Below are 24,899 nucleotides of genomic sequence, written 5' to 3'. Positions count from 1 at the left end.
GCGTGTTCTACCACCGGAATCCTTAAGATGTGTTACGATGGTCGCAGCGCCGGCATCACGGGCGGCGGCGGATGGAGAGGATCTCGTCCAGGATGACGCATCCCGCCCCTATGGTGATGAAGCTGTCGGCGAGGTTGAAGACCGCAAAGGACCAGGTCTGCGTGTAGAAGAGCACGTAATCGACCACATGGCCGTAAAACAGACGGTCCAGGATATTGCCCAACGCACCGGCGATGATGAGGGCGAAACCGGCATGCGCGAAGGGGCGATCCTTGGGCGTTCGCCGCCAGAGCCACAGCACGAAGACGACGATGACCAGCCGCATGCCGACGATGAACCAGCCATCCAGGTGGTCAAGCATGGAAAAGGCGACACCCAGATTATAGGTGCGGTAGAGGGCGAGGAAGGGAGCCACCGGCACCGCCTCGCGCAGCGGAAGATAGGCTTCCACCGCGACCTTGATCAGCTGGTCTGCCAGCACCGCCAGGATCACGAAAATCATGATCGGTACCGGCCGCGAGAACAGGGTGGGGCGGGCGGATGTCGCAGTGTGCGTGCGGGTATCGGTCATTTCGCCTCCAGCGTCAGCAGATGGCGACGCGCTTCGAAAAGCATGACGGCACTGGCGACGGCAAGATTGAGGGAATCCGCCCTGCCCTGCTGCGGAATGCGCGCCAGGCGATCGGCCGCGCGCGCCAGGTCATCCGGCAGGCCGGACTGTTCGTTGCCCATCAGCAGAATGGTCGGCTTGGCACGATAATCAATGGTCCGGTAATCGACGGCACCCGCCAGATGCGTCGCGACCACCTGGCCGCGGCTGGTTTTGCTCCAGGCCAGGAATTCAGCCGGCGAGGCCCGGTAGAGCGGCATGGCGAAGACGGAGCCCATGGTGGCGCGGATCGTCTCGATGGAAAAGGGATCGGTGCATTCGCCGACCAGCACGACACCGGAAGCGCCGGCGGCATCGGCAGTGCGGATGATCGTGCCGAGATTGCCGGGATCGCGCACCCGGTCGAGGGCGACGATCGTCTCGCCCGGCTGCAGCACGAGACCATCGAGGCGCTGCAAGCGCTGCTCGAATATGCCGACGACCATTTGCGGATTATCGCGGCGGGTGATGGAGGAGAGCACTTTCTCGCTGACCTCCAGAACGAGCCCGCCCCGCGCGACCGTCTTTGCCGCAACCTGCTCGACCAGCGGCTTGCCCTTGGCATTCTTGGCATAGACGAGCGTGCGGATATCCCAGCCGAGTTCGATGGCATCGATCACCAGCTTCAGACCCTCCGCCATGAAGGTGCCGCTTTCCTCGCGGTCCTTCTTATTGGTCAGCGTCTTGATATCCTTGATGATCGGATTGGTGAGGCTGGTGATTTCCTTGACCTGGCCCACTCTCCGGTTCGTTGCTCTGCGGTCGAAATCGGTCATTGGCTCACCCAGCGGCTGAAAAGGGATGTGGAAAGGGCGCGGCCTTTGTCCTGTCCGTCGGCTCCGGCTTCGCGGATGACCAGTTCGCCCGATTCCACCACCCCGCCGGCACCGCGCATGGTTTCGCGCATGAGTTCATGGATGGAAAAGAAGCTTGCGCGAATGGAATAGGCCGTGAGCACCAGGCCGGTGGCTTTCGGCGCCAGGATTTCCCGGCAGATATCCAGCATATGCGGCAATTGTTCGAAGAGATGGAAGACTTCACCATTTGGCCCGCGTCCGAATTTCGGTGGATCGGCCAGGATGATGTCATAGCGGCTGCCGCGCCGTTCCTCGCGCAGGATGAATTTCATCGCATCCTCGCAGATCCACCGGATGGGCGCGCGGTCCAGTCCAGCCAGCGACTGGTTCTCGCGGGCCCAGGCGATCGCTTTTTTCGAGGCGTCGACATGCGTCACCTCGGCGCCGGCTGCGGCAGCCACCAGCGAGGCGACACCCGTATAGCCGAACAGGTTCAGCACCTTCAAAGGCCGTCCCGCCTGTTCCGCCTTCTCCTTGACCCAGGCCCAATGGACGATCTGCTCCGGAAACACGCCGACATGGCGGAAGGAGGTGAAGCGTCCGAGGAAATCCACGCCGAGCAGGGACATTGGCCAGGTCTCGCCCAGCGCCTCCCGCGGAAAGCGCCAGCGGCCCATGCCGTCCTCATCCGTATCGCCGGTGAAGACCGCATCGGCCTTGTCCCAGATATGGGCGGGCAGCGAGGGCTGCCACAGGGCCTGCGCCTCCGGCCGGACGATGCGATAGGGACCGTATTGCTCGAGCTTCAAGCCGGCACCGCTGTCGATCAGGTGGAACTCGCCGGCGCTGGAGGATTCCAGGATGACCGGCACGCGCTCGGCCGGCAGAAAGCCTTCGCGCGTGATCAGCGGGCGCTGTTCCGCAATCGTCGGCCCGGCCGGAACCGCCTTGGCCGGCACCGGCCTTGGCGCCTGTGGGGATGATGGCCTGTTTGTGGCGGGCCTGGCTGTGGCGGCCTTGGCTGTGGCGGGTTTCGCTGATCCAGACCTCGCTGGTCCGGATTTGGCTGTTGCGCCTGCGAACGCTCCGGCCTGCGGCTTTTCCCGCTGCCGCGAGGGCCCGGACGGGCCGTCGCGCCGCGAACCGGGATTGCTCTTGCCTTTTGCGCTGCGCGGCTCTTGCCGCTCGGGTCTCTTCTTCAAAACGTCTTCCGCTGACTGCCGGTCTTTCCGCTGCAGATAGCATTGGTGAGGCCCTTGGCAAAGACCTTTCCCTTCTGCGATACAGGAAGGGCAATGCCGGCAGGGAGGCCGGCTCTGGAGGATGAACATGGAGATTAAGGGTGAAGAGCGGATTGCGGCGCCGCGCCGGGTGGTCTGGGAAGCGCTGAACGATCCGGTTATTCTGCAGCAGTGCATTCCCGGCTGCCAGTCGCTGGAGCAGCGCTCGCCGACGGAACTGGCGGCCACCGTCAAGTTGAAAATCGGCCCGGTCTCCGCGAGTTTCCAGGGCGAAGTGACCCTGAGCGACATCAATCCACCGCAGAGCTATCGCATTTCCGGTGAAGGCAAAGGCGGAATTGCCGGCTTCGCCAAGGGCTTTGCCGATGTCGTGCTGACCGAGGAGGGCGAGCAGACCCTCTTGTCCTACAGCGCCGATGCGCAGGTAGGCGGCAAGCTGGCGCAACTGGGCTCGCGCCTGATCGGCTCCACCTCGCAGAAACTGGCGCAGCAATTCTTCGCCAATTTCAACGAGGCGCTCAGCCAGCCAGAAGGCGGCGAACCGGCCGATGCGAGCGGCACGGACGAGGAAGGCGCGGCGTAACCCGCGGCGCCTCAGCCCTTGGCTGTCGGCACAAGCATGCTTCCGGGACTGGTCGTGGACGGGCGGGTGCCAAGCTGGCGCTCCCGCTCGATGGCGGCCTTGGCCTCGATGCGCGCCTGCTTGCGGTAATGTCCCTGGTTCAGCCAGGTGGCGACCGATCCGACGAACATGCCGACGATCAGCGCCAGGAACAGGAAGACGAAGAAGGGGCCGCTCAGCGCCAGCACCGTATCGTCCGGACGAAACGGATTGAGCGCCAGCGTCACCGGCTGCCGGTTGGCGACGCACAGAACCACCAGCACAATGGCCAAGGGAAGGAAGACCAGGAGGCTCACGATTTTCTTGACCCGGCTCATGGCAGTCTCTCCGCAGGTTCATGGTCCCCCGCCGGTCGCGGCCGGGGTTCAGTCAGGGTGAGAATAGGTGGCAGCCGGCGTCTTTCAAGACGTATGGCCGCCGCAAGATCCGGTTGCCGGACCGAATTGCTTCAGTCTCAGTCCTGATCTTCGTCTTCCTCATCGGCAAGATCGGGATTGAGCCGCTCGCGCAGTTCCTTGCCCGTCTTGAAGAAGGGCACCCATTTCTCCTCGACGAACACCGTTTCGCCGGTTCGCGGATTGCGTCCCGAGCGCGCCGGACGGTTCTTGACCGAGAATGCGCCGAAGCCACGCAGCTCGACCCGGTTCCCCGACGCCAGAGCATCCGTGATCTCGTCCAGGACCGCGTTGACGATGTTCTCGACATCACGGTGGTAAAGGTGCGGATTTCGGGCCGCGACGATCTGCACCAATTCTGACTTGATCACGACTTCCCCCTGAAAGAATTGGAGTTTTCAATCCGCGCCAACCTGCCAAACCGAGACCAGACCGTCAAGGAACAAGTTTTGCCCCGTCAGGTCGGCCAGCGCTTCCGGCATGGTGCGTGTGTCGAGACCCATTGCTCTGGCAAGGCCCGATGCGGCGGAGGCGAGGCTGAAAAATCCGCCCTCATCCTTCGCCTTCCATTCCAGGATCGGCAATTCCTTGGCAACGCCGCGCGATGCCAGATAGGTGCGGATTTCCGGCGTGCCGCCGAGACTGTCGACCAGCTTCAGCTTCAACGCCTGGCGTCCGGTGAAGATGGCGCCATTGGCGAGCTGAAGCACGTCTTCCCGCGGCAGATTGCGCCGCTCGGCAACGAGATCGACGAACCAGTCATAGCTGTCCATGATCATCGAACGGATCATGGCTTCCGCTTCGGGGCTGGCCTCATGGAAGGGCGATGGCTCCGCCTTCAGCGGTGCCGACTTGATCTCGTTGACCGAGACGCCGAGCTTTTGCAGGAGCTCGCCGAATTGCGGATACTGGAAGATCACGCCGATGGAGCCGGTGATGGAACTTTCGCCGGCGATGATGGTATCGCCTGCCGACGCGATCATGTAACCGGCGGACGCCGCCAGTGTGCGCACATCGGAGACCACCGGCTTTTCGGCCGCGACGGCACGAATGGCTTTGAAGATGCGCTCGCCGCCATAGGTTGTGCCGCCCGGCGAGGAGATGGAGACGACCAGCGCCTTGACCTGGACATTCCTGGCAATGGTGTCCAGCCGCTCGAGAAGCTCGTCGTCATCGGTGATCATTCCAGAAATGTCGACGCGGGCGATATGCGGACGCACGACGGAGGACGATCCGCCGAAAGTGACTGTGTACAGGGAAAAGCCGATTGCGACCAACAGCAGGGCGGCTGCCACGCGCCAGAAGGTCAACTTGCGGCGCAGGTGCCGCCGATCTGCAAAAGCAGATGGATCCATGGGGCCTTTTCCTTATCTTGACCTGTTGCCGTTCGACCATATCGAGAACGGCGAAGGGACGGAACTACACGAATTTGTGTCGTTCGTTATTGTTTCTTGATGGATAAAAGCCATATTGGCACTTGAAGGAAGAGTCGAGATGCGGGTGCGCCCGTGCCAGCGACATTCCCAATGGCTTAAGGTTTCAATGCTACAAAGAATAGGTGACATATCGCAGGCCGCACAGGCCGTGGGCGGTCGGGCTGACGCTTATCAGGCGGCACTGGCCCATTCGCGCCGCGTGCGCCGTCTGCGTATCGCCCTGCCCATCGCCGCGCTTGTGATCTCGGCAGCCTTTATCGGCGTCTCTTTCGTGCGTGCCTATCTGCCGGAAAATCTGAGCGTGCAGAGCGCCACGATCGAAGATGGCAAGATCGTCATGGAAAGCCCGGCAATGGCAGGCCGCAACGACAAGGGCATGAGCTATTCGATGACGGCGACCCGGGCGCTTCAGGATCTTGAAAACCCCAATATGATCACGCTGGAAAACGTCAAGGCGGCCATGCCCTTGAACGAGGATGTCATTGCGCGCGTTTCGGCCGCGGGCGGGATATTCGACCGTTCGGCGGACAGGCTGGAAATGACGCAGCCCTTCACCGTCAATCTCAGCAACGGCATCACGGCCAAATTCGAAACGGCGCAGCTCGACGTGCCGCAGAGCATGATGAAGACCGATGATCCGGTCGAGATCACGACGAATGAAGCCTCGATAGTTGCGAACTCGATGAAGATATCGGATAACGGTAAAACACTTCTCTTCGCGGGCCAGGTCCGGGTCGTTCTGGAACGTTCCGCACCTCCCCAGCAAGGTAACCAGAGCGCAACGCCATGACCCATAGCCGCACATCTGCCAAGAGCCTCCTGCCCCGTCTTCTGGTGGCCGCAGTGGTGGCGGGCCTTGCGCCTTCAGCCATTGCCCAGACGACGACCAAGACGATGGACGGAATGAAGCTGTCCAACGACAAGCCGATCCAGATCCAGAGCGACCAGCTCGAAATCAAGGACAATGAAAAGAAGGCTTACTTCACCGGCAATGTCGAGGTTGTTCAGGGTACGACCACGATGCGCTCGATGAAGATGACGGTTCTCTACAAGGGTGACCCGGCCGGTTCGAGCGGCGGCAGCGTCACGTCCGGCCAGCAGGACATCGACAAGATCCTGGTGTCCGGCAAGGTTCTTCTCTCCTCCGGCACGCAGACCGCAACCGGCGACGAGGGCGAATACGACATGGGCAGCCAGGTCTTCACGCTGACCGGCAAGCAGGTCGTCCTCACCGATGGACCGAATGTGCTGACCGGCTGCAAGATGGTCGTCCGTGTCGATAGCGGCGAAGCCAAGCTCGACAATTGCGGCAAGCGCATCGAAATCATGCTTGACCCCAAGTCCAAGCCGAAGCAGTAAGCGAACCCATTCTCTATGGCTTTCTTTTCCCGGCGGCCCAAAGACGGCGTAACCGAAGGCTTCGATCCGCATGACAAGGCGCGATACGAAGGCACGCTGATTGCCCACAGCCTCTCCAAGACCTATGACACGCGTCGCGTGGTCAATGGTGTGTCCCTGATCGTCCGGCGCGGCGAAGCCGTGGGCCTGCTGGGGCCGAACGGCGCCGGCAAGACCACCTGCTTCTACATGATTACCGGCCTTGTCGGCGTGGATGAGGGCGTCATCGCCATCAACGGCAATGATGTGACGCGCATGCCGATGTATCGGCGCGCCCGGATCGGGGTCGGCTATCTGCCGCAGGAGGCGTCCATCTTTCGCGGCCTGACGGTGGAGGAGAATATCCGCGCCGTGCTGGAAGTGCATGAGCGCAACCGCGCCAAGCGCGAGCGCAAGCTCGACGAACTGTTGGAAGAATTCAACATCGGACGCCTGCGCAAATCACCGGCCGTTGCTTTGTCCGGCGGCGAGCGCCGCCGCCTCGAGATTGCCCGCGCCCTTGCCACCGATCCGGCCTTCATGCTGCTGGACGAGCCCTTTGCCGGCGTCGACCCGATTTCCGTCTCCGACATCCAGAACCTTGTCCGGCATCTCACGGCGCGCGGCATCGGCGTCCTGATCACCGACCATAATGTCCGCGAAACGCTCGGCCTGATCGATCGGGCCTATATCATCCATGCCGGCGAGGTCCTGACGCATGGACGAGCCGATGACATCGTCAATAATGCGGATGTGCGCCGGCTCTATCTCGGTGATAAATTCCATCTGTGAGACCTCATCCCACTGAAATTTACCCTGCGACGACGTCGCATCTTGACCAAACCTGCTAAACAAGCAATTTTTGGGCCAACAGCTCGAGCCTGTTCAACAAGGCATCGAGCCTGCGCATCGCTGTGATGACCGATTGCTCGTGTCCCCTGGCGTTCTTCTCGATGCGGCCACAGAGAAATGCCCGTCAGCGGACGCTTTTTCTCGACGCAGCGGCCGGGAAGCATGCGCAGTCGGTCGCTTGGTTCGGGTTCGGGTTCGGAGGGAGTTTGCGTTCATCATGGCCCTATCCGCCAGCCTGCTGTTGCGTCAGGCCCAGTCCCTTGTGATGACACCGCAGCTGATGCAATCCATCCAGCTGCTCCAGATGACGCATATCGAACTCAATCAATTCATCGCGCAGGAGGTGGAGAAGAACCCGCTGCTCGAATTTCTATCATCCGGCGATGAAAACGGCGGCGAGCCGCCGGAGCCGCGCGAGGCGAGAGAAACGAGAGAGGCATCCCCAGCGGAGGAGAGCCTCGCCTCCCCCGATGCGGGCGAGGACTGGTTCGACCGCGACACCACCAGCGCGGGCGACCTGGCAGACCGGCTGGACTCGGATTTCGAAAACGTGTTTCCCGATGATGCGCCGGCACAGCGTCCCGATGCGCCGGAACTTCTCAGCCAGTGGAAATCCATGCCGGGCGGCGAAGCGGCGGAGGCTTTTGACCTCGACGATTTCGTTGCCGGCACGGTCACCCTGGCCGATCATCTGGCCCAGCAGATCCCCTTCCTCCTATCCGCGGCCGCGGACCGGCTGATTGCCCATCACCTGACGGATCTTCTGGACGAAAACGGCTATCTGCAAGGCGAGACGGGCGAGGTGGCCGAGCGGCTCGGTACGCAGCCCGGCGAGGTCGAGCGGGTGCTCTCAGCCCTGCAGGGCCTGGATCCGCCCGGCGTCTATGCCCGAACCCTCAAGGAATGCCTCGCACTGCAATTGCGGCAGAAAGACCGGCTCGACCCGGCCATGCTCGCTTTGCTGGACAATCTGGAGCTTTTGGCCAAGCGCGATTTTGCCAGCCTGCGCAAGCTCTGCGGCGTCGATGACGAAGACCTGATCGAAATGCTTTCAGAGATCAGGGCGCTCAATCCGCGGCCGGGAAGCGCCTTCCAGACCGGCACCATGGAGGCGGTCACGCCGGATGTCGTTGTTCGGGAGGGCGGCGACGGAGGCTGGGTCATCGAACTCAATCCCGATACTTTGCCGCGTGTCCTCGTCAATCAAAGCTATTATCAGACGGTGTCGAAGACCGTCCTGCGGCAGGGCGAAGATCAGAACTTCCTGTCCGAATGCCTGCAAAACGCCAATTGGCTGACCCGCAGCCTGGATCAGCGCGCCAAGACGATCATGAAGGTTGCCGCCGAAATCGTCCGCCAGCAGGATGCCTTCCTCGTCAATGGCGTCGATCACCTGCGGCCGCTCAACCTGAAGACGGTCGCGGATGCAATCAAGATGCATGAATCGACCGTCAGCCGCGTGACCTCCAACAAATATATGCTGACGCCGCGCGGCCTGTTCGAACTAAAATATTTCTTCACCGTCTCGATCAGTTCGGCCGAGGGCGGCGACAGCCACTCCGCCGAAGCCGTGCGACATCGGATTCGCATGCTGATCGACAGGGAAAGTCCGGATGCGGTTCTGTCCGATGACGATATTGTGCACAGTCTGAAAGAGGGCGGAGTCGAGCTCGCCCGGCGCACAGTGGCCAAATATCGAGAAGCGATGAACATCCCCTCTTCGGTGCAGCGCCGCCGCGAAAAGAAGGCCTTGGCAAAGCTTGCCGCCGGCTGATGCAGCACGCATGTTCCCCGCGAAATGAAGGGTTTCCGGCCCAAATTGCGGGCTTTCTCCGCCGGCTTTCCGGCGGGGGCGTTGACTTTCGCCAGAGGCACCGCTAGAAGCGCGCCGCATCGACAGAAAGAGACAGACGCTCACCGACGGTCACGCGCGATCAAGAGCATTTCCGACCGAATACGGCCCCCGCGCTCACCGAGACGCTTGGATGCGTGAGCCGCTTGACGTAGACTGGTCAACGCAAGTCACGACAAGAAGGAAAGAATTCCATGAGTGTGCGTGTATCCGGAAAACATATGGAAATCGGCGATTCGTTCAGAACGCGTATTGAGGGCCATATCGGGGAGGCGGTTACCAAATACTTCGACGGCGGCTATTCAGGACAGGTGATCGTTGAGAAATCAGGGTCCCGTTTTGCCACCGATTGCAAGGTTCATCTCGACACCGGCATCGTGTTGCATGCCGCAGGAGAGGCGAACGATCCGCAGGTGAGCTTCGATGCCGCTGCCGAGCGGATCGAGAAGCGCTTGCGCCGCTACAAGCGCAAACTACGGGACCACCATGCTGGCGCAACCTCCAACGGCTATGGGGAGATTGCCTACACGGTCATGGACCGCGTGCCGGACGAGGCCGAGGAAATACCGGAAGACTTCGCCCCCACGATCGTGGCGGAGAGCTCGAAACCGCTGAAGACCATGACCGTGGCTTCCGCGGTGATGGCACTCGACATGACGGATGAGCCGGTGCTCTTCTTCCGGAATCCGGAGCGTCAGTTGAACATTGTCTACCGCCGGAACGACGGCAATATTGGCTGGATCGACGCCGCCAGTATCAAGGGATAAAAGCCTGACGGGAGCGTCCGCGACGCTCCCATACCCCCCACCATGCTTAAGGGGGAAGAAGGATGGAAAGAATGGCGTTGGCAGACCTGCTGCAGCAAGATGCAATAATCCCCGCCCTCAAGGTGAACTCCAAGAAGCAGTTGTTGCAGGAACTCGCAGCCAAGGCTGCCAAGCTGACCGGCGTTCCAGAGCGCGAAATCTTCGACGTGATCCTCCAGAGAGAGCGGCTCGGTTCCACCGGCGTCGGCCATGGCATTGCCATACCGCACGGCAAGCTTTCGAGCATCGACCAGATTAGGGGCCTGTTCGCACGCCTCGAAACGCCGGTCGATTTCGAAGCGCTTGATGACGAACCGGTTGATCTCGTCTTTCTTCTTCTGGCGCCGGAAGGCGCTGGCGCGGATCATTTGAAGGCGCTGTCGCGGATTGCACGGGTGCTGCGGGACCAGGAACTGGTGGCCAAGCTCCGGGCGACGGATTCCGCATCGGCCATCTATGCCTTTCTCAATGAAGAACAGGCCTCGAACGCCGCCTGAGCGGCGGCGCGACGCGAACGATGAAAAAAGGGCCCGCTTGTCGCAAGCGGGCCCTTTTTTCATGCTCTCGTCTCCGAGGGTCCGGCCGCCCAAGCGGCGGCCCTTCCCCGTCGGCGGCCCTCTCTCAGGCCTTGTCGGTATCGGCGCCGGCTTCTGCGGCATTGGCTTCGGATTTCGGACCACCCTTGGCCACGCCCACCATGGCAGGCCTGAGGACGCGCTCGCCGATCACGTAGCCGGCCTGGACGACCTGCACGACGGTATTGTTCGGCACATTGGGATTGGGGACTTCGAACATGGCTTGATGGAAATGCGGATCGAATTTCTGTCCGTCGGCTTCCATCTTGCGCACGCCGTGCCGCTCGAGCGCCGACAGCATGGCGCGCTCCGTCATGTCCACGCCTTCGATCAGCGCGGTGAGGCCGGCATTGCCGCTCTCCCTGGCATCGGCGGGAATGCTGTCGAGAGCGCGGCGCAGATTGTCGGAAACGGCCAGCATGTCCCGTGCAAAGGCGGTCACGGCATAGGACTTGGCATCCTTGACGTCGCGATCGGTGCGGCGGCGCAGATTGTCCATCTCGGCCGCCAGCCGCAGGAAGCGGTCGCGCAATTGCTCGTTTTCCGCCCGCAGCGCCTCCAGCGACTCCTGCGCCGCCGGCGGCTGCTCGGCAGCCGTCGATGCCGCCTCTTCCAGCCTGGATGCGACAGCTTCCGCGACGTTCTCGTTCTCAGACGCGTCAGGTCCGTTCTTCTTCGTCTCGTCGGTCATGACGTTCTCCGGTAAGGGGTTGGATTTGAGCCCGATATCGAGGTTTGCCGGCAAAAAATCAAGGCTTGGCTTCAGGATAAGCAAAGGGCTCTAAAGCAGACTTGCATTGGCCTGCCAATGCTGCGTCCGCATAGTTTAAGGTTCCAACGCCGGTTCTGGCCGGAAAACCGTGGGCACTTTTCCGGAACCGGCTTAGAGAGGATTGCGTGTCAGACGACTCAAGAGCTGTGCCGTATAATCCACCATAGGCACGATGCGGGAATAGTTGAGCCGGGTCGGGCCAATGACACCGACCGCGCCAATGATGCGATCCTCGTCGTCGCGATAGGGCGCGACGATCAGCGAGGAGCCTGACAGGGAAAACAGCTTGTTCTCCGAACCGATGAAGATCCGCACACCGGGTCCCGTCTCGGCCAGTTCGAGGATTTCGATCAGGCTGTCCTTCTTCTCCAGATCGTCGAAGAGGAGGCGCAGCCGGTCGATATCATCCGTGCCCACCAGCCCCTGAAGCAGGTTGGCGCGGCCTCGAACGATGAGCCTGGCCGGCTTGCCATCCTCGTTGTCGCCGGCCCAGACCGCCAGGCCCCGCTCCACCAGGTCCTGGGAGAGCGAATCCAGCTCGGTCTGCACCTCGTCCTTGAGCGTCTTCAATTGGCCGCGCAATTCGGGAAGCGTCTGCCCGGTCAGATGGGCATTGAGAAAATTGGCCGCTTCCGTGAGTTGTGACGAGGTGACGCCGGCCGGCAATTCGATGATGCGATTTTCAACCTGGTTGTGTTCGCCGACCAAAATGGCCAGCGCCTTTGTCGGCTCCAGCCGGATGAATTCCACATGCTTGAGAACCGGATCGCTCTTGGCGGTGATGACGATGCCGGCACCCCGGGAGACGCCCGAGAGCATGCGGCTGGCTTCCGTCATCAGGCTTTCCATCGGCTGATCACGGTCCACCGCCCTGATCTGCCGCTCGATATGCGTCCGCTCCTCCGGCGACAGATCGCCCACCTGCATGAAGGCATCGACAAAGAAGCGAAGCCCGGTCTGGGTCGGCAGGCGGCCGGCGCTGATATGCGGCGCGTAGATGAGGCCGAGTTCCTCCAGGTCGCTCATCACATTGCGCACCGAGGCGGGCGAGAGCGACATGGGCAGAAGGCGCGACAGATTGCGCGAACCGAGCGGCTCGCCGGTGTCCAGATAGGACTCCACGATCCGCCGGAAGATTTCGCGCGAGCGGTCATCGAGCACGGAACCACTATCCTTGCCTGCCGATGTTTGAATGTCACCCTGGCGCATCGTACCCAATCATTGATTGCTATTGATGGAATATAATGCGTGCTGCGCCATTGGCAAAAGAGATTTCGTCGCCCATCGCCCCGCAGGCGCGCCTTGAACCGGCTTTTCCTTTGCAAAAGCCGCCCTTGAGCCTTAAGACGCGGGTCACCGAACCGTCAGGAGAACCAGATGCGACCCTCAGGCAGAAAAACCGACCAGATGCGCAAAGTCAGTTTTGAGCGCAATGTCTCCAAGCATGCGGAAGGCTCATGCCTGGTGAAGTTCGGCGACACGCATGTTCTGGTGACGGCAAGCCTCGAGGACAAGACGCCCCCGTGGCTGCGCAATTCCGGCAAGGGCTGGGTGACGGCGGAATACGGCATGCTGCCGCGCGCCACGGGCGAGAGGATGAAGCGCGAAGCCGCTGCCGGCAAGCAGGGTGGTCGCACGCAGGAGATCCAGCGCCTGATCGGCCGCTCCCTGCGCGCCGTGGTTGATCTGGAAGCGCTCGGCGAGCGTCAGATCACGGTGGATTGCGATGTGATCCAGGCGGATGGCGGCACCCGCACCGCGGCCATTACCGGGGCCTGGCTGGCGCTCCACGACTGCCTGAAATGGATGGAGTCGCGGCAGATGATCAAGGTCGAGCGCGTCCTGAAGGATCATGTCGCCGCCATTTCCTGCGGTATCTTCGCCAAGCAGCCGGTCATCGACCTCGATTATCTGGAAGATTCGGCCGCCGAAACGGATGCGAATTTCGTCATGACCGGCTCGGGCGGCATTGTCGAAGTGCAGGGCACGGCGGAAGGCAAGCCCTTTTCGCGCGACGAGCTTCTCACCCTGCTTGATCTCGCCGCGGCCGGCACGGCGCAGCTGGTCGAGATGCAGAAGCAGGCCATTGGCTGACAAGGGCGTGTCATGATCGACGGGATCCTGGAAACCGCCCTTTATGTGGACGACCTGGACAAGGCCGAAGCCTTCTATGGCGGCGTGCTTGGACTTCAGACCATTCGCCGGGGCGGCAACAGACATATCTTCTATCGCTGCGGCGCGGGTATTCTCCTGATCTTCAATCCCGACGAGACCATGCAGCCGGCGGATGGCGATCCCTTTCCAGTGCCCCCGCATGGGACAAAGGGTTCCGGGCATGCCTGTTTCACCGTCACCGCGGATGATCTCGACGCCATGGCGCAGCGTCTGCAGGCGGCTGGCGTCGCGATCGAAGCGAGCGTCACCTGGCCAAGCGGACTGCGATCGCTCTATTTTCGCGACCCGGCGGGCAATAGCCTGGAAATCGCGCCACGCACTCTCTGGACTTCATGAACGGAACACCCCATGCGCAAGCTTGAGACCCGCACCATCGTCGTGGCCAGCCACAATGCCGGAAAGATCCGCGAGATCGCCGATCTCATCGGCCCCTTCGGCTTTTCGGCCAAATCCGCCGCCGAACTGAACTTCGAAGAGCCGGAAGAGACCGGCACGACCTTCGAGGAAAATGCGGCGATCAAGGCTTTGGCGTCTGCGAAAGCCTCCGGCCTGCCGGCGCTGTCGGACGATAGCGGACTGGTCGTCGATGCGCTGGGCGGCGATCCCGGCGTCTACACGGCCAATTGGGCGGAGACGGCCGATGGCACGCGCGATTTCGCCATGGCGATGGAAAAGGTCGAAAAGGCACTTTCCGATCGCGGCGCCATGACGCCGGCCGAGCGAAGCGCCCGTTTTGTCAGCGTGCTTTGCCTTGCCTGGCCGGACGGCCATACGGAAATGTTTCGTGGCGAGGTGGAAGGTGTTATTGCTGAAGCACCGCGCGGCGATCAGGGCTTTGGCTATGACCCGATCTTTCAGCCGGCCGGCTATGAGACGACTTTCGGCGAAATGAGCGCCGAGGAAAAGCATGGCTGGAAGCCCGGGGAACCCGAAGCCCTGTCGCATCGCGCCCGTGCCTTCAAGATTTTTGTCGAAACCTGCCTGGAAGCCTGATCCTTGCTCACCGATGCCCCTCTCCTGCCCGACACCGGCGAACCGGGCTTCGGTCTTTATATGCATTGGCCCTTTTGCGCGGCCAAATGTCCCTATTGCGATTTCAACAGTCATGTCCGCCATCAGCCGGTGGACCAGTCACGCTTTGCCGCAGCCTTTCTGACGGAAATGGATGCGATGCGGGCGCTGTCGGGCCCGAAAACCGTGACCAGCATCTTTCTCGGCGGCGGCACGCCCTCGCTGATGGAGCCGGCGACGGTCGAGCGCATCCTCGATGGCATTGCTACGCGCTGGCATGTGCCGGCCGGCATCGAAGTGACCATGGAGGCCAATCCCTCCAGCGTCGAGGCAGATCGCTTTCGTGGCTATCGCAGTGCCGGCGTCAATCGCGTCTCCCTCGGCGTCCAGGCGCTCAATGATCGGGATCTTAAATTTCTCGGCCGCCTGCATGATGTCGAGGACGCGCTGAAGGCCATTCGGCTCGCCCGCGAGATCTTCCCGCGCATGAGCTTCGACCTGATCTATGCCCGCCCGGACCAGACGGTGGAGGCCTGGGAGAAGGAACTCAATGAGGCTGTTTCCTATGCCGTGGATCACCTGTCGCTGTACCAGCTGACCATCGAGGAAGGCACGCCCTTCTACGGCCTGCACAAGGCTGGCAAACTCATCGTTCCCGATGGCGACCAGTCGGCGGCCCTTTACGAGGCGACCCAGGAAATCACCCGCGGCTTCGGCATGCCAGCCTATGAAGTCTCCAACCATGCCAAACCCGGGGCGGAAAGCCGCCACAACCTGACTTATTGGCGTTACGGCGATTATGCCGGCATCGGTCCCGGTGCGCATGGCCGATTGAGCCAGCGCAGCATGAAGATCGCCACGGCAACCGAGCGCAAGCCGGAGGCCTGGCTCGATCTGGTGGAGAGAAATGGCCATGGCATGGTGGATCAGGACGTGCTCGACCGGGAGGAGCAGGCCGACGAACTTCTGTTGATGGGCCTTCGCCTGCGGGAAGGCGTCGATCTGGCGCGCTGGCAGCAGCTGTCGAAACGCGACCCCGATCCGGCGCGCGAGCAGACTTTACTGGAACACGGCTTCATCGAGCGCATCGGCAATTCCCGCCTTCGCTGCACGCCGAAAGGCATGCTGATCCTGGACGCCGTGGTGGCGGATCTCGCCTGCTGAGAGGCTCCGGCTGGCAAGGCCTGCTGTGCATGCCGGCTTTCTGACATAAGGCTGTCATTGCCGGGCTGCAGGATCGCCGCCGCGCCAGGTTTTGCAGGGAAGGAATAGCGGAATGATTGTCGATGACCAGTTCGCCCGCGAGGACATGGCGATCTTCTACGACAGCTTCAACCAGCACGGCGAGGATGGCGCCTTCTATCTCTCGCTGCCCAAGGCGCCCAGCCGAATTCTGGATGTGGGCTGCGGCACAGGCCTTCTGACGCTTTCGCTGGCCGAGATGGGGCATCAGGTCACCGGCGTCGATCCCGCAGAGGGCATGCTGTCGGTGGCGGCGCGCAAACCCTTGGCCGGGCGGGTGCGATGGGTCCGGGCATTTGCCGAAGATTTCGAGCTGGTCGAGCGCTTCGATCTGGCCATCATGACGGCGCATGTCTTTCAGGTCTTTCCGGATAATGCGGCAACGCTTGCCGCGCTCGGCAATATTCGCAGGCATCTGGTGCCGGGCGGTCGGCTGGTCTTCGAAAGCCGCAACCCGGCCATCCAGGAATGGCAAAACTGGACCCGCGAGCGGACGGCCGAGAGGAAAGAGCTCACCGGCATCGGGCCTGTCGAGGTCTACTACCAGTGGCGGGAGGCCGAGGGCGATCATGTCACTTTCGATGCCGTATACACGCTTCTGCGGACCGGCGAGCAGCGCGTCAGCGCGAGCACGCTGCGCTTTGCGGACAGGGAAACGATCATAGACCTCCTGATGGCGGCGGGCTTTCGTCTCCAATCGGTCTGCGGATGGTGGGACGGCGCAGCCTTCGACCGGCACACAAGCCGTGAAATGATCTTCTCCGCCGAAGCCTGATCGCTCCTGTCACTGCACAGGGCGGCTTCGCATGATGATCCGCCGCCACAGCCGGCCATCAATGGCCGCAAGGCCGATTCCGATCAGGAGAAGCCCCACAAGGTGGCGCAACGCCAATTGCTCGCCGAGCACCAGGGCGCCGAGCAGGATGGCGCTCGGGGGGATGAGGATCGTCACAAGCATCAGATTGGTGGCTCCGGCGGTCGCCAGGATCCGGAAGAACAGGATATAGGCGAGGGCCGTGGAGAAAAGCGCCAGGCCGAGCAGGGCGCTCCACGTCTCCAGGCCGCCGGGCGCAAGCGTCCAGGGACGATCGACCAGCAGTGTCACGGGAACAAGCAGCAGCGCGGACGCCGTGACCTGTCCAGCCGCCGGCATGATCGGGGCAAGACCCATGCTGCGGAAACGCCGCCCGAATATGCCGGCAAAGGCATAGGAGAGCGCCGCCGCCAGTGTCGCCAGTTCGCCCCACAGTGACCCGCCGCCGAGATCGACGAATGCGGGGCCAGACGGCGAAGGCGCCAAGACCGTAAGGCCAATCATCCAGACGACCCCCGTTATGCCGATCACGACGCCGGCCAGTCGATTGACCGTCAGCGTCTCATCCTTTGTCAGCACATGCGCGAGAAGGACGCCGAAGAGCGGCGTCGTGGCGTTCAGGATGGCAGCAAGTCCGCTGGCAATCTGAGTCTGCCCCCAGACGATCAGGGTGAAGGGAATGACATTGTTGAGGAGGCCCATGCCGAAAAAGGCAAGCCAGACCTTGCCGCCGCGCGGAATGGCGAGACCGGACAGGCGGATGAAGGCCCACAGCGCGAGCGCGGCCAGCAGGACGCGGGCCGTGACGATGGTCAGCGGCGGCCAGGTCTGCACCAGGATGCCGTTGAACAGGAAGGAGCCGCCCCACAACAGGGAGAGCGCCAGCAGCATCAGCCATTCCACCACCGTCATTGCTCTTTGCATGTCGCCATCTCCGCTCTGATCGGACGAGGTCTACAGCACGTGTCGCGTCAGGCCACCCGATTTCCGGCAATCTTCTGAACCTTGCGCGGCCCGCACTTTGTATAGCGGCACCGTCCGGATCCGCTTTGTGGATCAGCTGCGCCTGGCCAAGACATGCAGCCAGCGGGTTTCGGCCCCATCATAGCCGGAGCCGTCGGCCGTATCGATGGCGAGACTGGCCCAGCCGGTGCCATAGGCGTTTCGCAGAAAGGTCGCATCGGGATAGTTGAAATAGCGGCCGAGCCGATCATAGCCTTCCCCCGTGCCCGCCTTGAAGCTGGCAAAGAAGACGCCATCCGGCGTCAGGGCCCGGCGGATACGGTGCACTATGTCCGGCAGATCGATGCGTGGCACATGCAGGAGACAGGCATTCGCCCAGACGCCCTGATAGGCGGCAACCGCTTCGATCCGGTCGAACGGCAGAACCTCGACCGGCACAGGCAGCCTCTTTGCAGCCTCAGCCGCCATTTCCGCTATACCGTCCGTCGGATGCACGTCGAAGCCCTGTGCCAGCATCCAGGCGCTATCGCGCCCGCTGCCGCAGCCGAGTTCTAAGATGCGCGCGCCTGCCGGCAGGCAGGCGACAAACAGCTGAAGTGGCGCTGGAACTGGAAAAGCGCCGGTATCGGCGGCGTATTGTGCCGCCTTTCCGGCGTAGAAGGAGGCCGTCGCGGCAACGGGTTGCGTCATTGCCGCGCTCCTGCCGATCAGGCGTTGTTCTCGTTGATCAAGCGCTTGAGCAATTCGATCTCGTGGCTGAGCTTGGTGTCGCCAGAGATCAGTTCCTCGATCTTGCGCACCGCATGCAGAACGGTCGTGTGGTCCCTCCCGCCGAAGCGGCGGCCGATTTCCGGGAAAGAGCGCGGCGTCAGCGTCTTCGACAGATACATGGCAATCTGGCGAGGCTTCACGATCACCCGGGTCCGGCGGTTCGACACCAGTTCCTGCCGCGAGACATTATAGTGCCGGGCGACGATCCGCTGGATGTCCTCGATGCGCACGCGCTTGGCTTCGCCAGCACCGACCAGATGCGCAAGCAGCTCATCCACCCGCTCGATGGACAGTTCCGGCTCGAAGGAGCGCCGGAAGATCAGCTGGTTGAAGGCGCCTTCCAGCTCGCGTCCGGAATTGGCAACATTGCGGGCGACATGGTCGAGAATGGCATCGGGAATATCCAGCGCCGGATCGTCCTGCCGGGCCGTCTCCAGCCGACGCTTCAGCATTTCGAAGCGCATCTCGTAATCCGGGCTTTCCACCTCGATGGCAACGCCGCCCTGCAGGCGCGAGCGCACGCGTGGATCCAGCGATTCCAGCTCCCAGGGCGCGCGGTCGGCGGCAACGACCACCTGTTTGGCACTGTCGAGCAGCATGTTCAGGAGATGGCAGAACTCGTTCTGGATCATTTTCCCTTGCAGGAACTGCATGTCGTCGATGATCAGAAGATCGATATTGCGCAGCGATTCCTTCAGCGTCAGCGCATCATTGTCGCGAATAGCGGTGGCAAAGCGCCACATGAAATATTCAGCGGTGAGATAGACAACGCGCGGGTTGCGATCACTGTTGACCGCGGCATTGGCGATTGCCTGAAGAAGATGGGTCTTGCCGAGCCCGACGCCGGCATGGACGAAGAGCGGATTGAAGCGAACGGCGCTTGCGCCGGCCTCCGCAATCGTTCTTGCCGCTGCGAGCGCCACCCGGTTCGACGGTCCCTCGACAAAGGTGTCGAAGGTGTAACGGCTGTCCAGGGGAGAACCGAAGAGCGGGCTTGGCGCGCTGGAGGACCGGGCCGGCTGGCCGGACTGCTGCGCCTGCGCGGCGGTCGGAAAGCTGGCGATCTGGCCAATCTCGCGGGCGGGATTGCGGCGCGCGGCATGCGTCTGCACGGCTTCACCGGCCGGCGCTGCCCGCTCTTCACCAGAGGGGCGTGCCTGGCTGGCGCGGCTTGCGGTGCGCACGAGGATTTCCACCTTGAGGATGCCCGCATCTTCAGCCTGGAAAATGGTGGTGATCTGATCCAGGTAGCGATTGTTGATCCATGATTTCAGGAAGGTCGTCGGGACGGTCAGGCGGACGACGCTCTTGGACACGGAATGCAGCTTCAGGCGCGCGAACCAGCTGGCATAGACCTCGGGGCCTACCTGAGCCTTCAAGCGTGCACTGAAGCGCTCAAACAGGGCATCATGCTTCATTTCGGATTTGTCTCCCGCCGCCTGGGCGCAAACTGAACCGTTATCCTCAGACGCCTTGTTCCCGCTCTCCAGCGTCCGGGATGTAACCGTATTCATCTGCATTCTTCGCCGCCTTCTCATTGTTTACCCGCCGGAGCGGTTCATCCGCCCGCCGGGACGTCTTGCTCTTGAAGGCGGGGCCACCTGTTCACCTCGTGTCGAACAGAAAGTTCCCGCCTTTGCTTCATTGACCCCGCATGACATGCAGGGCAGATCCGGTTGCCAGCCGGCTTGGACGTTCCCCGTATGCGTCCTGTCGTCTCTCTACCCCTGGCCGTTGAGGCAGACCTTTTCTCTTGCTCCTTCCAGGCGCGGTCTTCTGCGCCACAGATGACATGCGCAGTTCCCTGCGCGACACATTCGATGCGCAGCCCCCTGCGCCACACAAAAATCCAGCCCCCGCGAATCCGAGAGGATTCCGGCGAACAACTTAAAGTTACAAGAAAAAGACGGATCAGCACGATCCGCTGCAAAAGTTAGAAGACCCGTCGCCCGACATGTCGGTGCGATCAGCGACCTTCCGGAGAGTTCCCCTGCGCCCTTGCTGGAGCTTATTAAGGCAGGATCGGAGGGCGATATCAACGATGAATTTTCGGCAAAATCCGTCCCTCAGCGTTGACTCTCGAAGCCGAATTTGACTCGGGAACCTGCCCGCGTGGGAGAATCTCTGTTGAATCAACAAGATTCAAATTCATGCCTATAGCCGGACCAATGTGAAGGCCGGAAAAATAAAATTTGCTTGACTCGTTTTGCCCCTGCCGCACACCCATGCAAAGCCTCGGGCCGGCGAGCATCCTCCTGCAAGTCATTGCAATTGTTTTGTTTTTTCTGTCACGGCTTTGTCATTGGCATGTCAAGAACGGGTCAGTCCAGAAAGTTATGGATGAGAATCACGAAAAGCCCGGTCGGGGACCGGGCTTCAAATATGACAGCGATTTTGGCGGAATTAGGCCGACAGAGCCTTCACCCGCATGGCCAGACGCGACACCTTCCGGGATGCCGTGTTGCGGTGCAGGATGCCCTTGGTGGCCGCACGCTGAATTTCCGGCTGCGCAGCGCGCAGGGCCTCTGCCGCCTGAGCCACATCGCCGGAGGCGATGGCTTCTTCGACCTGGCGGATGAAGCTGCGAACGCGCGAACGGCGCGACTTGTTGATCTCAGTGCGGCGTGCGATCTTGCGGGTCGCCTTTTTCGCCGAAGTTGTATTGGCCATGTATGCCTCTCTACGAATTCGAACCAAAACTCCGCCGTCGCCGCGCCGGGTCCTGCGACCTGTCTTCCAGCAATTCGGGAGCAATAGAGGAAGCCGTCAAAGGCTTTCCCAACTGTGGGCGGCGATATAGCTGGAATGCGGGTTCCAGTCAACGCGCAATTTGCATTGTTATGCGCCGGCACGGCGTTTTCCGCCGGGCGCCGGCGGTTTGCCGGCCGCTCACCGCTGGCAGGCCGGGCAGAAAAAGGTGGAGCGGCCCGACTGGACGATGCGCGTGATCCGGCCCGCGCAGCCGGCCCGCACGCAGGCTTCGCCCTCGCGATCATAGACAGCGAACCGGTGCTGGAAATAGCCGAGCGAGCCATCCGTCTGGATATGATCGCGCAGGGAGGAGCCTCCAGCCGCGATGGCATCGGCGATCACCTCGCGAATGGCCTGTGTCAACACAGGGAGCGCGGCCCGCGGCTTGCCGGTTCTCGTCACCAGCGTTCCCGCGGCGCGTTTCGGCGACAGGCCGGAGCGCCACAGCGCCTCGCAGACATAGATATTGCCGAGCCCGGCAATCACGCTCTGGTCGAGCAGCATGCCCTTCAGCGGCTGGATGCGGTTGAGAAAGCGCCCCGCGAGATAGCCGGCATCGAGCAGGTTGCCGGTCGGTTCCGGGCCAAGGCCGGCAAAGGCCGGATAGAGGTCGAGTTCGCTGCGGCTCCACAGATGCATGAAACCGAAGCGGCGGGGATCATTGTAGATGACGCGCACGGGAAGGCCGTCGCGCCGCTCCAGATCGAAGAGAACGTGGTCATGCTTCTCGTCCTTGGAGCGTGGATGGTGGAAGACGCCAGGCGCAAGCGCCGGCTCCGCCGCCTCGATCCGGAACGAGCCCGACATTCCCAGATGCGCAATGATGGTCATGCCGTCATCCAGATCGATCAGCAGATATTTGGCCCGCCGGCCGAGGCCGACGATCCTGCGTCCGCCGACCCGCTCTTCGAACCTCTCCGGCAGCGGAAACCGCAGATCGGGGCGCCGCGTCTCCAGCCTGACCAGCCGCGCCTCCTCCATTGTCGGCGCAAGGCCGCGACGAACGGTCTCCACCTCTGGCAATTCGGGCATGACTTCCTAAGTTCCTGTTTCCAACATGGTGAGCAGCCTCTATAGACCAGCGCCATAGTGCCGCAAGCACGACAAGAGATAGTATCGCCCGGCTGTCTTCGCTATGGTCGCGGCGCATCGGGTATACGGATGAGGATGTGATCGCCATGGCTGACAGCCGGACCTCTGCTGACGGTGGAATGGAAACCTCCTATGGCTTCCGCGATGTGGGACAGGGCGAAAAGCAGGGTCTCGTCAACGAGGTCTTCCACAAGGTGGCCAAGCGCTACGACATCATGAACGATGTCATGTCCGCCGGTCTGCACCGCCTTTGGAAGGACGCCATGGTGGCCAGCCTGAACCCGCGCAAGGATCCCGCCTACAAAGTGCTGGATGTCGCGGGCGGCACAGGCGATATCGCCTTCCGGATCGTCGAAGCCTCGGGCCGGCTGGCGCATGCGACGGTGCTCGACATCAACGGATCCATGCTTGCGGTCGGCGCGGAGCGTGCCGCAAAGCGCAAGCTTTCCGACAATCTGACATTCGTCGAAGCCAATGCGGAGGAGCTGCCCTTCGCCGATGCGAGTTTCGACGCCTATACGATCGCATTCGGCATTCGAAACGTGCCGCGCATCGATGTGGCCTTGTCGGAGGCCTTCCGGGTCCTCAAGCGCGGCGGCCGCCTTCTCGTACTCGAATTTTCCGAGGTGGAGATGCCCTTGCTGGACCGCTTCTATGACGAGTGGTCTTTCCGCGCCATTCCGCAGTTCGGCAAGATGATCACCGGCGATGCCGAGCCTTACCAGTATCTGGTGGAGTCCATCCGCAAGTTTCCCAATCAGGAGAATTTTGCCAAGATGATCCGCACAGCGGGCTTTTCCCGCGTGACCTACAGCAATTTCACCGGCGGCATTGCGGCTCTTCACTCGGGCTGGAAGATCTGACGGCGCAATGAAGCAAGCAACAGCCTCCATGGAAGTAAGCTCATGAGCACGATCGGCGCCTATTTCCGACTGGCGCGCGTGGGCTGGGTCCTCGTGCGCGAAGGAGTCGTTGCGGCGCTGCCGACGCAGGGATTGCCGCCGGTGGTCGGGCTCGTCAAGTCTGTGGCGCAGATCTTCACCCGGCCGGATTCGATCCAGGAAAGCCGCAGCGTCAGGCTCACACGGGCCGTCGACAGGCTCGGCCCCTCCTATGTCAAGATCGGCCAATTCCTGGCGACCCGCCCGGACGTGGTCGGGGTGGACTGGGCGCTGGACCTGTCCATGCTGCAGGACCGCATGGCCTTCTTCCCGACCCAGACCGCCAAGGCGGCAGTCGAGCTGTCGCTTGGCCGCACGATCGGCGATCTCTATACGCGCTTCGACGAACCGCTGGCCGCCGCCTCCATCGCCCAGGTGCATCCGGCGGCCGTCGCCTATGCGGACGGGGAACGCAAGGTGGCGGTGAAGGTGGTGCGTCCCGGGGTGCGCCAGCGCTTCGCGCATGACATCGAGAGCATGTATCTGATCTCCCGCATGCAGGAGCGTCTGCTGCCTTCCACCCGGCGCCTGAAGCCGGTGGAGGTGACGCGAACGCTGGAACAGACGACCAAACTGGAAATGGATCTGCGGCTCGAAGCGGCCGCCTTGTCCGAGATCGGCGAAAATACCCGCAACGATCCCGGCTTTCGCGTGCCGAAAGTGGACTGGGAGCGCACCGGCCGCGATGTCATCACCATGGAATGGATCGATGGCATCAAAATGTCGAATATCGAGGGCCTGCGGGCGGCAGGCTACAATCTCGAGGGCCTTGCCGAGACGCTGATCCAGTCCTTCCTGCGCCATACGCTGCGGGACGGCTTCTTCCATGCCGATATGCATCCCGGCAATCTCTTCGTTGATCCGGACGGCATGATCGTCGCGGTCGACATGGGCATTGTCGGGCGGCTCGGCAAAAAGGAACGGCGCTTCCTCGCCGAAATCCTCTACGGCTTCATCACCCGCGATTATCTGCGCGTGGCGGAAGTCCATTTCGAGGCGGGCTATGTGCCCTCTCATCACGACGTGGCCAGTTTCGCCCAGGCCATACGCGCGATCGGCGAACCGATCCATGGCCAGCCGGCCGAAACCATTTCCATGGCGCGTCTTCTGGCGCTTCTATTCGAGGTGACCGATCTTTTCGAAATGCAGACGCGGCCCGAACTGATCCTCCTGCAGAAAACCATGGTGGTGGTGGAGGGCGTGTCGCGCATGTTGGACCCGCGCTTCAACATGTGGCGTGCGGCAGAGCCGGTCGTCAGCGGCTGGATCCGCGACAATCTGGGGCCGAAACGTATCGCCACCGATCTGCGCGACGGCTTGAAGGCCGCCGTCAAACTGGCGGAAGCGGCTCCGGAGATTGCCGCCAAGACCGAGAAATTCCACCAGCAGCTGCTGCACATGACCGAACACGGCGTGCGCTTCGACAATGAGACGGCGGAAGCACTCGGCAAGGCGGAGGCCAAGCACAGCCGCTGGGGTCGTGCCGCACTCTGGGTGATGGCCGCAACGCTGATCTATATCGCCGTTCAGATCAGCTGATCGATCGGCCCAAGCTTTGCCAGGAAAGCGGCGATGCTCGCCCGGTCCGGCAGGCGATGCTTGCGACCTGCAAAACCGTCATAGGTGGCCAGGTCTTGCCCGCGCCGCCATTGCCGATGATGAGGATGCGGTTCACTTTGTTGTCGGCAGCCATGTCATCTCCGTCTGTCAACGAACACGTTTACCCTGTTCGGCGATAGATCCGCCAGCTGGCCGGGTAGAGCCT

General features: G+C 62.0%; 28 protein-coding genes. 14 read left to right on the top strand and 14 right to left on the bottom strand.

Annotated features, from left to right (window positions below; genetic code table 11):
• Positions 1–55: 55 nt before the first annotated feature.
• The 3 genes from lspA to QTJ18_RS23515 are packed head-to-tail and all read right to left on the bottom strand — an operon-like array spanning position 56 to position 2,648.
• On the bottom strand, positions 56–571 hold the full coding sequence (lspA, locus tag QTJ18_RS23525) for a signal peptidase II (RefSeq protein ID WP_252753412.1): 516 nt from the start codon (positions 569–571) through the stop codon (positions 56–58).
• Entirely contained in the window at positions 568–1,425 is an 858-nt protein-coding gene (locus QTJ18_RS23520; protein ID WP_252753413.1) for a TrmH family RNA methyltransferase, read from the bottom strand. The genes lspA and QTJ18_RS23520 overlap by 4 nt, the downstream gene beginning before the upstream one ends.
• Positions 1,422–2,648, bottom strand: coding sequence for a class I SAM-dependent methyltransferase (locus QTJ18_RS23515; RefSeq protein ID WP_252753414.1), 1,227 nt, complete (start codon positions 2,646–2,648; stop codon positions 1,422–1,424). Before QTJ18_RS23515 ends, QTJ18_RS23520 begins: the two co-directional genes overlap by 4 nt.
• A gap of 127 nt (positions 2,649–2,775) precedes the next feature.
• On the opposite strand from QTJ18_RS23515, the gene QTJ18_RS23510 reads away from it, so the two are divergent.
• Complete coding sequence (locus QTJ18_RS23510) at positions 2,776–3,270, top strand: SRPBCC family protein (RefSeq protein WP_252753415.1); 495 nt, start codon at positions 2,776–2,778, stop codon at positions 3,268–3,270.
• Between the two features lie 11 nt (positions 3,271–3,281).
• Here QTJ18_RS23510 and QTJ18_RS23505 read toward each other — a convergent pair whose 3' ends face one another.
• The 3 genes from QTJ18_RS23505 to sppA all read right to left on the bottom strand — a co-directional run bounded on the left by QTJ18_RS23505 (position 3,282) and on the right by sppA (position 5,059).
• Complete coding sequence (locus QTJ18_RS23505) at positions 3,282–3,626, bottom strand: DUF1049 domain-containing protein (RefSeq protein ID WP_252753416.1); 345 nt, start codon at positions 3,624–3,626, stop codon at positions 3,282–3,284.
• Between the two features lie 137 nt (positions 3,627–3,763).
• Complete coding sequence (locus QTJ18_RS23500) at positions 3,764–4,075, bottom strand: integration host factor subunit beta (RefSeq protein ID WP_252753417.1); 312 nt, start codon at positions 4,073–4,075, stop codon at positions 3,764–3,766.
• Positions 4,076–4,102: 27 nt separating this feature from the next.
• Entirely contained in the window at positions 4,103–5,059 is a 957-nt protein-coding gene (sppA, locus tag QTJ18_RS23495) for a signal peptide peptidase SppA (protein ID WP_252753418.1), read from the bottom strand.
• 187 nt (positions 5,060–5,246) lie between these two features.
• Here sppA and lptC point away from each other — a divergent pair, with 187 nt between their 5' ends.
• From lptC to ptsN, 6 genes are all read left to right on the top strand, one after another.
• Positions 5,247–5,930 (top strand): LPS export ABC transporter periplasmic protein LptC, encoded by a 684-nt coding sequence (gene lptC / locus QTJ18_RS23490; RefSeq protein WP_252753419.1) that lies wholly within the window; start codon positions 5,247–5,249, stop codon positions 5,928–5,930.
• Entirely contained in the window at positions 5,927–6,499 is a 573-nt protein-coding gene (locus tag QTJ18_RS23485; RefSeq protein WP_489667220.1) for an LptA/OstA family protein, read from the top strand. Before lptC ends, QTJ18_RS23485 begins: the two co-directional genes overlap by 4 nt.
• 15 nt (positions 6,500–6,514) lie before the next feature.
• Complete coding sequence (gene lptB, locus QTJ18_RS23480) at positions 6,515–7,309, top strand: LPS export ABC transporter ATP-binding protein (protein ID WP_252753420.1); 795 nt, start codon at positions 6,515–6,517, stop codon at positions 7,307–7,309.
• A 277-nt stretch (positions 7,310–7,586) separates the two neighbouring features.
• Positions 7,587–9,143: an RNA polymerase factor sigma-54 gene (rpoN, locus tag QTJ18_RS23475; RefSeq protein WP_252753421.1), complete on the top strand. Its 1,557-nt coding sequence runs from the start codon at positions 7,587–7,589 to the stop codon at positions 9,141–9,143.
• Positions 9,144–9,415: 272 nt separating this feature from the next.
• The gene (gene hpf, locus QTJ18_RS23470; protein ID WP_252753422.1) at positions 9,416–9,988 is read left to right on the top strand and encodes a ribosome hibernation-promoting factor, HPF/YfiA family; all 573 of its coding nucleotides are present in this window, start codon (positions 9,416–9,418) and stop codon (positions 9,986–9,988) included.
• A gap of 71 nt (positions 9,989–10,059) precedes the next feature.
• Entirely contained in the window at positions 10,060–10,524 is a 465-nt protein-coding gene (gene ptsN / locus QTJ18_RS23465) for a PTS IIA-like nitrogen regulatory protein PtsN (RefSeq protein WP_252753423.1), read from the top strand.
• 124 nt (positions 10,525–10,648) lie between these two features.
• Here ptsN and grpE read toward each other — a convergent pair whose 3' ends face one another.
• The gene (gene grpE, locus QTJ18_RS23460) at positions 10,649–11,293 is read right to left on the bottom strand and encodes a nucleotide exchange factor GrpE (protein WP_252753424.1); all 645 of its coding nucleotides are present in this window, start codon (positions 11,291–11,293) and stop codon (positions 10,649–10,651) included.
• Positions 11,294–11,485: 192 nt separating this feature from the next.
• Complete coding sequence (hrcA, locus tag QTJ18_RS23455; RefSeq protein ID WP_252753425.1) at positions 11,486–12,583, bottom strand: heat-inducible transcriptional repressor HrcA; 1,098 nt, start codon at positions 12,581–12,583, stop codon at positions 11,486–11,488.
• A gap of 168 nt (positions 12,584–12,751) precedes the next feature.
• On the opposite strand from hrcA, the gene rph reads away from it, so the two are divergent.
• From rph to QTJ18_RS23430, 5 genes are all read left to right on the top strand, one after another.
• Positions 12,752–13,468 carry a ribonuclease PH gene (rph, locus tag QTJ18_RS23450; protein ID WP_252753426.1) on the top strand — a complete coding sequence of 239 codons (717 nt, stop codon included), beginning with the start codon at positions 12,752–12,754 and terminating at the stop codon, positions 13,466–13,468.
• Positions 13,469–13,480: 12 nt separating this feature from the next.
• On the top strand, positions 13,481–13,885 hold the full coding sequence (locus QTJ18_RS23445) for a VOC family protein (protein WP_252753427.1): 405 nt from the start codon (positions 13,481–13,483) through the stop codon (positions 13,883–13,885).
• 12 nt (positions 13,886–13,897) lie between these two features.
• Positions 13,898–14,542, top strand: coding sequence for an RdgB/HAM1 family non-canonical purine NTP pyrophosphatase (gene rdgB / locus QTJ18_RS23440; RefSeq protein WP_252753428.1), 645 nt, complete (start codon positions 13,898–13,900; stop codon positions 14,540–14,542).
• 60 nt (positions 14,543–14,602) lie between these two features.
• A complete protein-coding gene (gene hemW, locus QTJ18_RS23435; RefSeq protein WP_252753682.1) occupies positions 14,603–15,724 on the top strand; it encodes a radical SAM family heme chaperone HemW in 1,122 nt (373 codons plus the stop codon).
• 112 nt (positions 15,725–15,836) lie between these two features.
• Positions 15,837–16,577, top strand: a complete 741-nt coding sequence (locus tag QTJ18_RS23430) for a class I SAM-dependent methyltransferase (protein ID WP_252753429.1) — start codon at positions 15,837–15,839, stop codon at positions 16,575–16,577.
• Positions 16,578–16,586: 9 nt separating this feature from the next.
• Here QTJ18_RS23430 and QTJ18_RS23425 read toward each other — a convergent pair whose 3' ends face one another.
• The 5 genes from QTJ18_RS23425 to mutM form a co-directional block, all read right to left on the bottom strand.
• On the bottom strand, positions 16,587–17,540 hold the full coding sequence (locus QTJ18_RS23425) for a DMT family transporter (protein ID WP_252753430.1): 954 nt from the start codon (positions 17,538–17,540) through the stop codon (positions 16,587–16,589).
• 132 nt (positions 17,541–17,672) lie between these two features.
• The gene (locus QTJ18_RS23420) at positions 17,673–18,269 is read right to left on the bottom strand and encodes a class I SAM-dependent methyltransferase (protein WP_252753431.1); all 597 of its coding nucleotides are present in this window, start codon (positions 18,267–18,269) and stop codon (positions 17,673–17,675) included.
• 17 nt (positions 18,270–18,286) lie between these two features.
• On the bottom strand, positions 18,287–19,870 hold the full coding sequence (dnaA, locus tag QTJ18_RS23415; RefSeq protein ID WP_252753432.1) for a chromosomal replication initiator protein DnaA: 1,584 nt from the start codon (positions 19,868–19,870) through the stop codon (positions 18,287–18,289).
• An 883-nt stretch (positions 19,871–20,753) separates the two neighbouring features.
• Positions 20,754–21,020: a 30S ribosomal protein S20 gene (gene rpsT / locus QTJ18_RS23410; RefSeq protein ID WP_252753433.1), complete on the bottom strand. Its 267-nt coding sequence runs from the start codon at positions 21,018–21,020 to the stop codon at positions 20,754–20,756.
• Between the two features lie 219 nt (positions 21,021–21,239).
• On the bottom strand, positions 21,240–22,133 hold the full coding sequence (mutM, locus tag QTJ18_RS23405; RefSeq protein ID WP_252753434.1) for a bifunctional DNA-formamidopyrimidine glycosylase/DNA-(apurinic or apyrimidinic site) lyase: 894 nt from the start codon (positions 22,131–22,133) through the stop codon (positions 21,240–21,242).
• A 146-nt stretch (positions 22,134–22,279) separates the two neighbouring features.
• On the opposite strand from mutM, the gene ubiE reads away from it, so the two are divergent.
• Both ubiE and ubiB read left to right on the top strand, forming a co-directional pair.
• Positions 22,280–23,056, top strand: coding sequence for a bifunctional demethylmenaquinone methyltransferase/2-methoxy-6-polyprenyl-1,4-benzoquinol methylase UbiE (ubiE, locus tag QTJ18_RS23400; RefSeq protein ID WP_252753435.1), 777 nt, complete (start codon positions 22,280–22,282; stop codon positions 23,054–23,056).
• Between the two features lie 42 nt (positions 23,057–23,098).
• Positions 23,099–24,673, top strand: a complete 1,575-nt coding sequence (gene ubiB, locus QTJ18_RS23395) for a 2-polyprenylphenol 6-hydroxylase (protein WP_252753436.1) — start codon at positions 23,099–23,101, stop codon at positions 24,671–24,673.
• Here ubiB and QTJ18_RS23390 read toward each other — a convergent pair.
• Positions 24,666–24,827, bottom strand: coding sequence for a hypothetical protein (locus tag QTJ18_RS23390; RefSeq protein WP_252753437.1), 162 nt, complete (start codon positions 24,825–24,827; stop codon positions 24,666–24,668). The genes ubiB and QTJ18_RS23390 overlap by 8 nt on opposite strands.
• Between the last annotated feature and the right edge of the window lie 72 nt (positions 24,828–24,899).

Source organism: Rhizobium sp. SSA_523 (assembly GCF_030435705.1).
Lineage (GTDB): Bacteria > Pseudomonadota > Alphaproteobacteria > Rhizobiales > Rhizobiaceae > Neorhizobium.
Note: the sequence above shows the minus strand (reverse complement) of the source record. Positions and strands in the feature narration are given on the sequence as shown.